12 protein-coding genes are annotated in these 13,572 nt (G+C 48.3%); all 12 read left to right on the forward strand.

Features of this window, described 5'->3' with window-relative positions:
* Positions 1-12 precede the first annotated feature (12 nt).
* Genes wecB through HYN48_RS06680 form a run of 12 tightly spaced genes read left to right on the forward strand, consistent with a single transcriptional unit; the run spans position 13 to position 13,571 of the window.
* On the forward strand, positions 13-1,122 hold the full coding sequence (gene wecB, locus HYN48_RS06625; protein WP_146171735.1) for a non-hydrolyzing UDP-N-acetylglucosamine 2-epimerase: 1,110 nt from the start codon (positions 13-15) through the stop codon (positions 1,120-1,122).
* Entirely contained in the window at positions 1,119-2,363 is a 1,245-nt protein-coding gene (locus HYN48_RS06630) for a glycosyltransferase family protein (RefSeq protein ID WP_146171736.1), read from the forward strand. The genes wecB and HYN48_RS06630 overlap by 4 nt, the downstream gene beginning before the upstream one ends.
* Positions 2,364-2,366: 3 nt before the next feature.
* Positions 2,367-3,275 (forward strand): glycosyltransferase family 2 protein, encoded by a 909-nt coding sequence (locus tag HYN48_RS06635; protein ID WP_108370362.1) that lies wholly within the window; start codon positions 2,367-2,369, stop codon positions 3,273-3,275.
* 52 nt (positions 3,276-3,327) lie between these two features.
* Positions 3,328-4,341, forward strand: coding sequence for an N-acetylneuraminate synthase family protein (locus HYN48_RS06640; protein WP_108370363.1), 1,014 nt, complete (start codon positions 3,328-3,330; stop codon positions 4,339-4,341).
* The gene (gene neuC / locus HYN48_RS06645) at positions 4,334-5,491 is read left to right on the forward strand and encodes a UDP-N-acetylglucosamine 2-epimerase (RefSeq protein WP_108370364.1); all 1,158 of its coding nucleotides are present in this window, start codon (positions 4,334-4,336) and stop codon (positions 5,489-5,491) included. Before HYN48_RS06640 ends, neuC begins: the two co-directional genes overlap by 8 nt.
* Entirely contained in the window at positions 5,491-6,192 is a 702-nt protein-coding gene (locus HYN48_RS06650) for an acylneuraminate cytidylyltransferase family protein (protein ID WP_108370365.1), read from the forward strand. The genes neuC and HYN48_RS06650 overlap by 1 nt, the downstream gene beginning before the upstream one ends.
* Positions 6,192-7,898, forward strand: a complete 1,707-nt coding sequence (gene asnB / locus HYN48_RS06655; RefSeq protein ID WP_108370366.1) for an asparagine synthase (glutamine-hydrolyzing) — start codon at positions 6,192-6,194, stop codon at positions 7,896-7,898. Before HYN48_RS06650 ends, asnB begins: the two co-directional genes overlap by 1 nt.
* A 32-nt stretch (positions 7,899-7,930) precedes the next feature.
* Positions 7,931-8,767, forward strand: coding sequence for a GNAT family N-acetyltransferase (locus HYN48_RS06660; RefSeq protein WP_146171737.1), 837 nt, complete (start codon positions 7,931-7,933; stop codon positions 8,765-8,767).
* Between the two features lie 5 nt (positions 8,768-8,772).
* The gene (locus HYN48_RS06665; protein WP_108373444.1) at positions 8,773-10,203 is read left to right on the forward strand and encodes a hypothetical protein; all 1,431 of its coding nucleotides are present in this window, start codon (positions 8,773-8,775) and stop codon (positions 10,201-10,203) included.
* Positions 10,196-11,167 carry a polysaccharide deacetylase family protein gene (locus HYN48_RS06670; RefSeq protein ID WP_181248542.1) on the forward strand — a complete coding sequence of 324 codons (972 nt, stop codon included), beginning with the start codon at positions 10,196-10,198 and terminating at the stop codon, positions 11,165-11,167. The genes HYN48_RS06665 and HYN48_RS06670 overlap by 8 nt, the downstream gene beginning before the upstream one ends.
* Positions 11,164-12,246: a glycosyltransferase family 4 protein gene (locus HYN48_RS06675; protein WP_245946000.1), complete on the forward strand. Its 1,083-nt coding sequence runs from the start codon at positions 11,164-11,166 to the stop codon at positions 12,244-12,246. Before HYN48_RS06670 ends, HYN48_RS06675 begins: the two co-directional genes overlap by 4 nt.
* Positions 12,243-13,571, forward strand: a complete 1,329-nt coding sequence (locus tag HYN48_RS06680) for an alpha-1,2-fucosyltransferase (RefSeq protein ID WP_108370370.1) — start codon at positions 12,243-12,245, stop codon at positions 13,569-13,571. The genes HYN48_RS06675 and HYN48_RS06680 overlap by 4 nt, the downstream gene beginning before the upstream one ends.
* Position 13,572 lies beyond the last annotated feature (1 nt).

The raw sequence follows: 13,572 nt of genomic DNA on the forward strand, positions 1-13,572 counted from the left end.
TATATTTGCCGCATGAGCCATCGAAAAATAAAGATCCTTTTTTGCTTCGGGACCCGACCTGAAGCCATAAAAATGGCACCATTGTACCATACGCTTAAAAATCATTTCGAGGTAATAGTATGTGTCACAGGTCAGCATCGCCACATGCTGGACCAGGTGCTGGAATTTTTCGAAATCACGCCGCATCATGATCTTAATCTAATGCAGGATGGTCAAACACTGAACGACTTGAGCGCACTTATCATCACAAGATTTGATGCCGTACTCAAAAAGGAAAATCCCGATTTGGTGCTTGTTCATGGCGATACCACCACGTCATCCATGGCCGCATTGTCGGCATTCCATGTTGGTGTCAGGGTCGGACATGTAGAGGCCGGTTTACGCACCTATGATAAAACGGCACCATTCCCTGAAGAAATAAACAGACAGCTTACCGGCCGGATAGCAGACTTTCATTTTGCCCCCACCTTACTGGCAAAGCATAATCTTTTGGGCGAGCACGTGCCCGCAGACCGAATCGTCGTCACCGGGAATACGGTGGTCGATGCACTGCATTGGGCAAAGCAAAAAATACAGGCAGGCTATAATCACCCGGTCATCCGTGCATTACAGGCCTTTGCAGGCAAGAAAATAGTTTTGGTTACCGGACACCGGCGTGAGAATTTCGGTGACGGCTTCGCCGCGGTGTGCGCTGCGCTTAAAAACATTGCCCAACGGAAGGACGTGCTGATCGTATTTCCGGTGCACCTCAATCCCATGGTCAGGAAGCCGGTAGATGACCTGCTTGCGGGCGTTGGGAATATTCATCTAATGGAACCTGTGGAGTATCCGGTGATGATATGGCTGCTCGAAAACTGCAGCCTGATTATCTCTGATTCAGGGGGCATACAGGAAGAAGCCCCCGCCTTCATGAAGCCTATTCTGGTCACCCGGGATGTGTCAGAGCGGCCGGAAGGCGTAGACAGCGGTTACGCAACGCTTGTTGGAACCAACGCAGAACGCATCGTCAGCATGGCCGCGCAATTCCTTGATACACCTTTTGAAAATAGAAATGCGAATCCATACGGAGACGGACAGGCCTCGCAGCGGATTTCCGACTTCATTAAAGCGCATTGCCATTGAGTACAGTAAGTAATATATTGGTCATAACAGATTCCATCAATGTTGACGACAGCAGCGGGTCAAAAGCCAATGTGGCATTGATCAGCAATCTTGCAGCCGCCGGATTTAACGTGGACGTGTATCATTATACCTTGCGGGATATCACACTCGAAGGCGTGAAAACTTTTGCCATACCGGAAATTAAATTCAGTCTCCAGTACTTCCTGAGCCGCTCCCAACGGGTATTGAGCCGAAAATTCGGTATTGAACTGGCTCGTAACCTCGAACGCATTTTCGGGTTTTCATTTACATTCTTTAATGATACCAGGAGCATCAGGAAAGCAATCATCGGTATTAAGAAGGAATACGATCTGGTGCTTACATTAAGTAAAGGTGGTAGTTTCCGCCCACATTATGCTGTGCTGCAATTGCCGCAGCTGCATCAAAAATGGCTGGCCTATGTGCATGACCCGTTTCCGTTTCACTACTATCCAAGGCCTTATAATTGGGTTGAAGTGAGCCACCTACAGAAGGAACGCTTTTTCAGGAAAGTGTCGCAGAAGGCGAGGTACAGTGGTTTTCCCTCACAACTGCTTATGGAGTGGATGGGCAGTTATTTCGAAGACTTTCTGCAAACCGGTATTATCATACCGCATCAATTAGCCGATTACAAGATTCATGATCCGTCCTTTCCCGACTATTTTGATCCGTCAAAATTCAACGTGTTGCACGCGGGCAACCTCATGAAGCAGCGGTCTCCCAAAGGACTCCTTGACGGGTTTTTGGAGTTTCTGAGACGAAACCCGGATGCCGCAGCCGATGCCAGGTTGCTGCTGATCGGTCCGGCGGACTACCACCGGGAATGGCTCGCGGGGTACAGCCAGTTCAGTCCTCAGGTTCATATCGTGCCGTCAAGTATATCATTTGACCGCATATATCACTTGCAGATGCAGTCCTGCGTGAACGTCATCCTCGAGTCGAAATCCGAGATCAGTCCGTTTCTTCCGGCTAAATTCCCACACTGTATTTCGGCCAACAAACCCATACTGCTTTTGGCACCATACTACAGCGAGGCCAGGAGGCTGCTGGGACAGGATTACCAGTTTTGGTCAGAGACTGACGATGTGCCACGCATTGCCGGCCTTTTCGAAAGGCTCTACGAAGTCTGGAAGGAAAATCCTGAAAATCTGGCGATGCACCGAGAGGACATCAGGGACTACCTTTCTGCCTCCTATCTCAAATCGGCAATAGAAAAGTTATAATCAATGGTACCGGCGACGCAATTTTCAATCCTGATTTCCACGAGAAACCGCCGTGAAGCATTGGACTTTACGCTGCGCCGGCTTTTGGATTGTCAGGACGGCAACGTAGAGGTGCTGGTGTTTGATGACGGTTCGACTGACGGCACTTTCGACCACGTCAGATTTCATTTCCCGTGGGTAACGCTTCAGCGCAATGAAACATCGAGGGGCTACATGTACTGCCGGAATAAAATGCTCAATGAAACCAAAGCCAGGTTCGCTATATCGCTTGATGACGATGCCCATTTCCTGACAACAAAGCCATTTGATGCGATTGCTGCTTATTTCGCGAAACATCCGCAGTGCGGACTCATAGCGATGCGTATCTTCTGGGGGACTAATGCGCCCGCCTCACTCGACAGCCGGGAAGATTCGGGGCGTGTAAGGGGTTTCGTTGGTTGTGCCCATGCCTGGTGTATGGAAAGCTGGCGGAAAATCCCGGATTACCCGGAATGGTTCGGGTTTTACGGAGAAGAAGATTTTGCCTCATACCAGATGTTCAAAAAAAACATCGAGGTACATTACCTCCCGGAGGTATTGGTCCAGCACCGGGTAAACGTCGCAGATCGCAGAAAGGACAAAGACTACGGCATACGCCTGCGTCGCTCTTTAAGGGCGGGGTGGTACCTGTTTTTGTTATTTTACCCCTTATCCCAAATTCCGCGGATTATGGCTTATTCAGTCTGGATGCAGTTGAAGCTGAAAGTCTTTAAAGGCGATGTAAAAGCGTTAAAGGCGCTGTGCCTGGCGGGAATCGATTTGCTTATCTCCTTGCCGAAAATTGCCAGGGAGAGCCGTCGGTTTACAAAGCAGGAATTTCAACAATACCAGCAATTACCTGCCACGAAAATATATTGGCAGCCCGAAAAATAAATGCAGCCGAAGCGCTAAAATCAGTATTTTTGAAACTATTAAAAGCAAAAATTTGGAAAGCCCGTTCCCCTATCTTATAGCCGAAATCGCACAGGCCCATGACGGCAGTCTTGGTGCCGCCCACGCCTACATTGATGCCTTGGCACAGACGGGGATTGATGCCGTAAAATTCCAACTGCACATTGCAGAGGCCGAAAGCAGCGCGTTTGAGCCTTTCAGGGTAAAATTTTCATTCGAAGACGAAACAAGATTTGATTATTGGAAGCGCACGTCGTTCACGCAGGAACAATGGAAGGGCCTCAAAAAGCATTGTGATGAGGTAGGCCTGGAGTTCCTTTGTTCTCCGTTCAGTAACCTGGCAGTGGAGTGGCTGGAAGAGATTGGAATCAAAAGATATAAGGTCGGTTCCGGCGAAGTGGCGAATTTCCTGCTTCTTGAAAAGATCGCTAAAACGGGACGGCCGGTTATCCTTTCGTCAGGAATGAGCAATTATTCCGAACTGGATGCGGCTGTGCGTTTCCTGAGAGAACGCAACGTCGATTTTTCAATTCTACAGTGCACAACATCCTATCCGACGATGCCCGAGCAATACGGACTCAACGTCATATCTGAATTGAAGCAAAGGTATCAGGTGAAGGTGGGTTATTCGGATCATTCGGCAAAAATAGAAACCGGGATCGCCGCAGTGGCAATGGGCGCTGAAATCCTTGAATTCCATGCCGTGTTTGACCGCGCGCAGTTTGGGCCTGATGCACAATCATCATTGACAATTGCGGAAATTACACAACTGGTCCGAGCAGTTCGGAACATTGCATCAGCGATGCGGTTTCCTGCAGACAAAGAAGATAACAGCAAGTTTTCGGCGCTCAAGCAGATTTTCGAAAAGTCGCTGGCGGTCAACAAACCTATGAAAAAAGGAGACATCATTACATTTGACGATCTCGAGGCCAAAAAGCCGAAAGGCCATGGTATCGATGCATCGGATTTTATGGGGATTGTCGGAAAAAAATTAACTGCCGACAGGCAGCAATGGGATTTTTTAAACTACGAAGATTTGTATGAATAAACGAAAAATCGCTGTCGTCATCACCGCGCGCCCGTCTTACAGCAGGGTCAAGACGGTGCTGAAAGCCATTCAGGACCATCCGCAGCTCGAGCTTCAACTGATTGTTGCAGCGTCGGCGCTTTTGGAACGGTATGGCTCAGCGGTCAATTATATAGAACAGGACGGTTTTCAAATTGCCGCCAAAGTATTCAACGTGCTCGAAGGGGAGAACCTTACTGCGGCCGCAAAGACCACCGGAATCGGAATTCTTGAGTTGTCAACGGTTTTCGACAACCTTGTGCCCGATATCGTCGTCACGGTTGCAGACCGTTTTGAGACAATGGCTACGGCGGTTTCAGCTTCGTACATGAATATCCCACTGGCCCACATACAGGGCGGCGAAGTCACAGGGAACATAGACGAAAAAGTGCGTCACGCCATTACCAAATTGGCCGATTACCACTTCACTGCCTCCGAAAATGCGAAGCAGCGTGTCATCAGGCTGGGTGAAAATCCTGACTTTGTCTTCAATACCGGTTGTCCGTCGATAGACATCGCGTCTGACATTGCCGATATATCGCCGCTGCCTTTCGATCCGTATGAAAAATATGGCGGTGTAGGGGCAAAACCCGATCTTTCCAACGGCTATCTCGTGGTCATGCAGCATCCGGTGACGACGGAATACAAAGATTCAAGAAAGCATATCGAAGAGACCCTGACCGCGGTTGCAGCCCTCAATATACCGGTCCTTTGGTTTTGGCCGAATGTTGATGCCGGCGCCGACGGGACGTCAACAGGTATCAGGAGTTTCCGGGAATCCAACCGGCTCGGCCACGTCCATTTCTTTAAAAATATGGAAGGCGGGGATTTCCTGATATTGCTCAATAATGCAATCGGACTCATAGGAAATTCCAGTGTCGGCATCCGGGAATGTGCCTTTTTAGGTGTGCCTGTAGTAAACATCGGTTCACGACAGCATAAGCGGGACCGGGGATACAATGTCACCGACGTCGGTTATGATAAGGAAGCCATTCTCGAGGCAGTGCAAACCATCATCAGCAATCCAAGGCCACAGCGGTCAGGGGTTTACGGTGGCGGCACCGCAGGAAAAGCTATCGCGGCCATATTGTCGCAAACCGATTTAAGATTTCATAAAACCATCACCTACTAATGAGGATTCTTGGAATCATACCGGCGCGCGGCGGCTCGAAAGGGGTTCCCGGAAAAAACATAAAGGAATTGGGCGGTCAGCCCTTGCTGGCATACACCATCCTGCAAAGCCTGCAAAGCCGGTTGTTAACCAGGGTAATCGTGTCAAGCGATGACTCCGATATCATCAACTGCGCTCTGGCTTACGGCGCTGAGGTTCCGTTTGTAAGGCCTGACTTCCTCGCTGACGACAAAGCTGCAAGCATCGCTGTGGTTCAGCATGCGGTGGCATTTCTCGAATCGGAAAACGAATATTTTGATGCGGTCTGCCTATTGCAGGCGACCTCCCCGTTTAGAGAAAAGGGATCTATCGATAAGGCAATTGCCAGATTTATCGAGTCAGAGGCTGATGCACTGGTCAGCGTGCTTCCCGTACCACATGAATTCAATCCCCATTGGGTTTTTGAGCCTGATCGAAATGGATTCCTGAGTATTGCGACCGGTGAGGCAAAAATTATCGGGAGAAGACAGGAACTACCGCCTGCTTTTTTCAGGGATGGCTCAATCTATCTGACAAAAACCGAGTGTATCAAGGAAGGGACATTTTACGGCGAAAAACTTGCTTTTACGCAAAGTAACCCGGAATTGTATGTAAATATAGACAGTCCGGACGACTGGAAAGCAGCAGAAATGAAATTACCAACCATAATGTCACTGATATAATGTGCGGGATAGCGGGCATCGTAGGCCACCACCCGGACAACTTACAAAACCTGCGGTCGATGCTCGAAATCCAAAAGCATCGCGGTCCCGATGCCACGGCGTCTTGGATCGGGGACTCTTTGGTTTTGGGACACAATCGATTGAGTATTATTGATCTTTCGGAGGCTGCCAACCAACCCATGCACAGTGCCTGCGGCCGATACGTCATCGTATTTAACGGGGAAATTTACAATTATATAGAACTTCGCCGCCAACTCCCGGAAAGCGGTTTCAGGACAGATTCCGATACGGAGGTGTTGCTCGAAGCATATAAAAGGTGGGGAAGCAGCGTATTGGACAAACTCAATGGTATGTTCAGCTTTGTCATTTGGGACAAAACGGATAAAAAACTTTTTGCTGCACGCGACCGTTTCGGTGTAAAACCTTTTTATTACGCGTTTAAAGATGGCCGGTTTTACTTTTCCAGTGAAGTCAAGACGCTGTTTGCAGGCGGCATTGCCAAGCGCAAGAGCTATAAGGTCTGGGCCAACTATTTTGCCTTCGGGACTTACGGTCTGCCTGACGAAACTTTTTGGGAAGGAATCCGGCAACTGCCCGCAGGACATTTTATTGCCACGGATATGCTTACTTTGGAGCAGGCAAAACCTGTAAAATGGTATGATTTTGCCACGAGGATCAGCGCTGTCAGCGACAGTCCCGGCAACGATTTCAAGGAACGATATGAAGCGATGCTGCACGATGCGATTTCGCTGAGGTTTCGCGCAGATGTCCCGCTAGGCATGAATGTGAGCGGCGGCCTTGACTCGTCATTGCTTATTTCAATGGTACACCAGAACCTGTCCTCGGATAAAAACATTGAAGCTTTCACTTTTTATTCCGGTGATGCGCGCTACGACGAATTGCCATGGGTAAGCACATTGATGGAACAAACGCCTTATCCGCTCAACAAAGTACTGCTGCAATGGCAGGACATCCCCAAGATGATTTCCGAAATAAGCTACTGTGAAGACGAACCTTTCGGCGGGTTCCCCACTTTGGCTTACAGCCTGCTTTTCAAGGAAGCACGGGCCAGAAAAATACCGGTAATCCTCGACGGTCAGGGCATGGACGAGGCGTGGGCAGGCTACGATTATTATCACAACCGCTCAGACAGTGTCATACAGGGTGTGACTTCGAGTCCGGTAAGGCCGGAAATCATGACCCCTGATTTCGCTGCCTTTGCGGAAAAGGAATTCTACCCGGAGCCGTTTGACAGCCGTCTGCAAAACCTGCAGTTCCGGGATTTATTTTTCACGAAAATGCCTCGGGCGCTCCGGTTCAACGATCGGATTAGCATGAAGTATGGCATCGAACTAAGGGAGCCTTTCCTGGATTACAGGCTTGTTGAAACGGCGTTCGCGCAAACCGATGCGATGAAACTGCAAAATGGGCAAACCAAATGGCTGCTCCGTGACATCGCCAGAAAACATCTTGGTGATTCCATTGCGCTGGCACCAAAAAGGGCCGTGCAAACGCCACAGAGAGAGTGGATTTCGAACGAACTGAAATCCTATTTTGATGAGCGGATCGACGCATTTTCAAAAACGGAGGGTGTTGATCCAAACGCCGTGAAAAGGATTTGGGCCGCATATTGTGAGGGAAATCAGGATAATAGTTTTTATATTTGGCAATGGATAAATGCCGTCGCCGTTCAAGACAACCGATGAAATTCCCGGCATTAACCGCTAACTGACGAACAATGATTACAAGGGAAGCTACTTTAGAGGATTGGGATCGGTTGATCGCCTTTTTCCGCTCGGTTTACCCGGCGAACCATCCGCTGCAGCAACGTATGTTCTGGAACTGGCAGTACGGAGATAAAGCATATGGACGGTCGTTCATCAGTCTTGATGAAAATGGCGATATCACCGGGCACGTCGGCGCCAGTTTTGCCGGCGGGGTCGCATGGATCATTAATGTATACCTACTGGAATCATGCCGCGGGAAAGGTGTTTTGCGTGAACTGTACGGTCTTGCAAGGCAATACCATCCCCTTGCTGCGACGGCGGCGAATGCTGCCGGTTTGGGTTTGTACCGCAACATGGGCTGGATCCGCTATCATGATTTAATACGTCTGGTGAAAATCAATCCCAACATGCAAAACGCGTCGGCGGAGTTGATTTGTAGCCCGGCCGCTGTGGCCGTCGATGATCTGGTTGCAACCGATACCCATTATTTCCGCCAACCCGGAATTAAGGGTGTTTTGTTCGATGACGGAACGCGGGCTGTAAGCCAGGACGCTGTAGGCGGATTGCGGATTTGTGATTTTGACGACGCCAGCACCATGGAATCCCTCGCTTGGGAAAAAGGATACCATTGGGTCGACTATATTACGTCGTGGAACGATATGAAGCTAAAATATCTCGAGGCGCAGCATTGGATGCCTGACCGTCTGTCTGTTATCCCATGGCGGCTGAACCCGGTCGAATTTAATTATTTTTGTGACATTACTTTTCTTTCCGAAGAACCACTTGATAAAAAGTTTGTCGTGCATCGCTCTTATTCCGACCATGGGAGGGTCGGCAGCTTAAAATGAGAAAAATGAAAACATTAGGAGTGGTCATTACTGACGGTGTCGGATTCAGGAATTTCGTGCTTACCGATTTTATCCCTGAAGCCTCGAAAGTGTTTGATGAGGTCGTGCTGTTTTCATGCCTTCCGCATCAGGTTTATGATCAATACGCATTGCCCTGCAGTATTGTAGAGCTCGAAGTATTTCAGGAATCCACCGCAACCTGGTTTTTCAGGAAGGCGAAGGAAATTGCGCACCTCCAGTTGAATCGAAAAGGCAATTTCGGAATCCAGGATAATTTCAATACCAACAGGAACGCTGCCATGACCTTGCGCGGGTTGGCCACACGGTTTATTTTCGGGCTGACCCGCGTATGCCATTCCGAAAGGTGGATTTCAATGTATCAAAAACTACAGCAACGCTCGTTGCGAAACCACCGCGTGACGAAAGATTATGAGAGGTTACTCGAATCCCATGCGGTGGATTTGCTTTTTTTTACACACCAGCGTCCTTCATTTATTGCGCCTATGATTTATGCGGCTGAAAAGGGTGGGATCAGGACCGCTGCGTTTATCTTCAGCTGGGATAATTTGGCTTCCAAAGGCAGGATGGCAGGGAATTTCGATTTCTACCTGGTATGGAGCGATCTCATGAAACGCGATTTGCTTGCCTTTTACCGACGTATAACCGAATCACAGGCGACAGTGGTCGGGACGCCGCAGTTTGAGCCATATATAATGGAGCGCTACGGTCATACCGAAGCGGCGTTCCGCCGTCGTTTCCATATCGACAATGCCAATCCCATCATCTTGTTCACCTGCAACGATTCGAGCAGCAAAAACGATCCGATTTATCTCGATCTGCTTGCACACTTTATCTCAAAAGGACAGCTTTCACGTCAGGTGAATCTTATCGTTCGTACGTCTCCGGCCGAAGATCCGGTCCGGTTTAAGGACATTGCGGAAAAATATCCGTTTATTATTTGGAATCACCCGGATTGGGAAATCAAGAGGGCGGCGCATCAGGAAGCATGGTCACAGCGCGTGCCTTCTCAGAATGATGTGAACGACCTGAAATCGCTGCTGCGGTTTTCAGACATCAATATTAATGTACTGTCGACGATTACGATTGACGCCTTTTTATTTGACAAGCCTGTAATCAATCCGGTATTTGGCAATCCGGAAAACGGCCTGTTCGACGACCAGAAATTTTTCAGTTATTGGCACCTTGAGGCACTGGTTAAATCACAGTCCACCGAAATCGTAAAAAACGAAACAGAATATCTTGACAGCCTGAACGCATTGCTCCAGGGTAACGACGCGAGGCGCACACAGCGGGCTGCGTTTGTCGGGCTGCAAATTGGTAAGCCATTGGAAGGAACCAGCAAAAGGATTGCTGAAAACCTGGCCGGCCTTTCCAACGCCTCGTTCCGTAAATCTAAAAATGCGACTCATGCTTAAGGCTTCCATGTACCATTATGTGCAGCCTTTCAATGAAAGACTGCCATTTTTCAAGAATTTGCATATCGAAGATTTCTGCACCCAGCTTGATTATTTTGAAAGGGAATTCGGATTTGTAAGAAAGCAGGACTTCCTGGATGCATTTCATACGGGAAAACTGCCGGAAGGCATTATACTGACCTTTGATGACGGACTTAAATCGCATTATCAATACGTGTTACCGGAACTTATCAAGCGAAAACTGTGGGGCATATTTTATATCCCGACCGCGCCCTATACCCACACTAAGATTCTCGATGTGCACCGCATTCACCTGATTCTCGGTATCGCGCCGGCAACAGCGGTGTACCGTAAACTGATTGCGATGGTTTCTGACGATATGCTGCCCGGAACCCTGGTATCTGATTTTCGGGAATGGCCATACCACCTACAGGAGGATGACGACCATACGAAACGCGTTAAGCAAATACTCAACTATTACATCAGTTATGAGTTTCGCGAGAGTGTCATAGACCAATTGATGGCTTACTTCGTCCCAGACGACATTAACGATGTACATGGATTCTATCTCACGTCGGACGAGACAGCTGAACTGGCCCGTGAAGGCATGATCATCGGGAGCCATACACACAGCCATCCGCTGATGTCAAAGCTCAACGCACTGCAGCAACGCGAAGAGATTGAAAAGTCTTTTGGCTGCCTTGAGCGGATTATAGGGAAGTCCGATCACCGCACATTCTGTTATCCTTACGGCGGATTTCATTCGTTCACCGACGAGACAGAGCGCATCTTGACCGATCAGAAGGTTCAGTATTCGTTTAATGTAGAGCACAGGGACATTACCCGTGATGATATTCTGCAAAGACCCCAGGCATTGCCCCGGTACGATTGCAACCATTTTCCCTTCGGTCAGTGCAGGGCCGCGCAGCATCAGGGAACTGTAAGGAAAGGCGGCGTAGGATGAGAACGACAAGAATCGCAGTGCTATGCAATTATCAGCTGCTTCCGGAAAGGGTGGGGGGCATGGACCATTTTTTTTGGGAGTTCGATCGCATTTGCCGTGATCACGCTATTGAGATCGATTGGTTTTTTCCAAATACAGCTGCCCACGGAACCTACACATCACTCCATATCATTCCGTTTGGAAATGTAAGTGTGGAGGCTTTTTTCCTGCAGCATCTCATCGGGGCTGACACCGGGTACGCTTACATCATTACCCATTTCGTTGAATTATGCACCCCTTTTTTCAGTAAACTCAGGAAGCTTACCGATGCGACAGTAATCACCGTAGATCATAATCCCCGCCCTTTGCACGGTTACCCGGTTAGGAAACGAATAGAAAAGCGGATCAAGGGGATCCTTTTTTCAAGGTACATCGATAAATTTATCGGGGTGTCACAATATACTGAAAACCAGATACTGAAAGATTTCGGGAGGTCGCTTAAAAGAAAGACAGCAGTCATCTACAACGGCGTGATTATTGACGATATCGACATTAGGCAAACGCAACATATCGTTCCGAAATTCATGACCGCGTCGCATTTACGGTTCTCAAAAGGCATACAGGATCTCATCGAAGCCGTAGCCGGACTGCCCGCAACGGCCAGGGATCTTGTGAAAGTTGATGTCTACGGCGACGGACCGTACAAAGAAACCCTTCTGGAAAATATCAGGAATCGCGGTGTCGAAAATCAATTTGTGTTTATGGGAAGCCGTGCTGACCTGAATAAGGTTTTCTGCAACTATGACTTCATGATACAGCCTACGCATATGGAGTGTTTCAGCCTCGCCATTTTGGAAAGTCTCGCGGCAAATGTCCCGGTCATCACCACCAATGTAGGCGGAAATGAAGAGGTAATCGTGGATGGCGTCAACGGCTTTATTTTTCCCGCAGCGGACGTCGGCCGCTTAAGGACGCTTTTAGCGCAGATTCTGAAGGGGCAGAGGCCTCAAAATCAGGAAATGCGCCACGATATTGAACTGTCATTTTCCATCAGGCAGATGGTCGAAAATCATTTTCAACTCATTAAGCCCAAACCATGATTACGTTTTCCAGGCTTGAAAAGAAAGGGAATCTGGGCAATCAACTCTTCCAGATTGCCTCAGTGATGGGCATTGCGAAAAACAATGGACAGGAATTTTCTTTTCCGAAATGGAGTTATGGCAAATATTTCCAAAAGCAACTCCCGGTCAACAAAGAAGATACTTTCAACTACTTTAAAGAGCCATGCTTCGAATTCAGAGAGTTAAAGTTTGACGGTGGCAATTATGACCTTGATGGCTGGTTCCAGTCTGAACGCTATTTCGACATCGCAGCCACACGCAGGTATTTTTCGTTCAAGGAGGATTTCGTTGAAGGGCTGAAACAAAAAATGCAGTCTGCGCTCAGCAGTCAAACCATATTGATTTCCATACGACGGGGTGACTTTGTAGACCATCCTGATTATTTCCAATTGCCGTCAGGGTATTACCTCAATGCGTTGAACGAACATTTTCCGGATTGGCGCCAATACAGCCTTATTATAATGAGTGATGATCCGGAATACTGTAAATTTCATTTTGGTTTCCTCTCCAATGTATATTTTACTGCAGGTTTCTCTGCCGTCGAGCAGCTGGGCGTTGCGGCTCTATGCGATCATTTTATCATCAGCAATTCTACGTTTTCGTGGTGGTGTGCGTGGCTCGGCGAAAAAGAGCATTCGAAAATCATCAGGCCCCTGCATTATTTCACACCGGCGAAACGTGCCATTGATGACGACCGTGATTATTTCCCCCAAAGGTGGGTACCGTTCGATCATACCGGAAGGAAAATGTCTTTGCGGAACGCTGTAATCTGCCTTGAAAAAAGAGATCCGCTTTTGCGGGACTATTTGCTCGCGAATTTCGAGATCGGTACACAACACATTTATGAATTTCCGGCAAAACCATTGGTGCATGGTGGGAAATGGATATTCATCAACGATGCTGTGCCGCCGCCATTGGCTGTTTATACCGCCGTCGATGATCAGGACGCGGGATCAATTTTCCTGCAGAAAGGGGCACTGCTCAACATATCCCGATCACTCGACGCCTGCGTTTTGGTGAAACAACATGATTTCGGTATCTTTTCATCCCAGCTGCGTGATGTTGAATCGACGGAACCGCAGATTATTTTTTCCTGTGTTCCGGGATATGATGAAGATGTTCGTAATTGGTCGTTTGCGGCAATAGGAAAATCTGGGAGTCAACATTACAAAATATTCTATACATATGCGGGAAAAATCAAAGGTTTCCCCGAATGTATATATTATCTTGCGAAGCAAAAAAAGAAAGCGCTGTTCGTGCTCAAGCAGTTTGTCAAATGGCTGATACGCTACCGTAAAAAGTAAG

Origin of the sequence: Flavobacterium magnum, from assembly GCF_003055625.1 — a bacterium.
In the GTDB taxonomy this organism is placed as follows: Bacteria; Bacteroidota; Bacteroidia; order Flavobacteriales; family Flavobacteriaceae; genus Flavobacterium; species Flavobacterium magnum.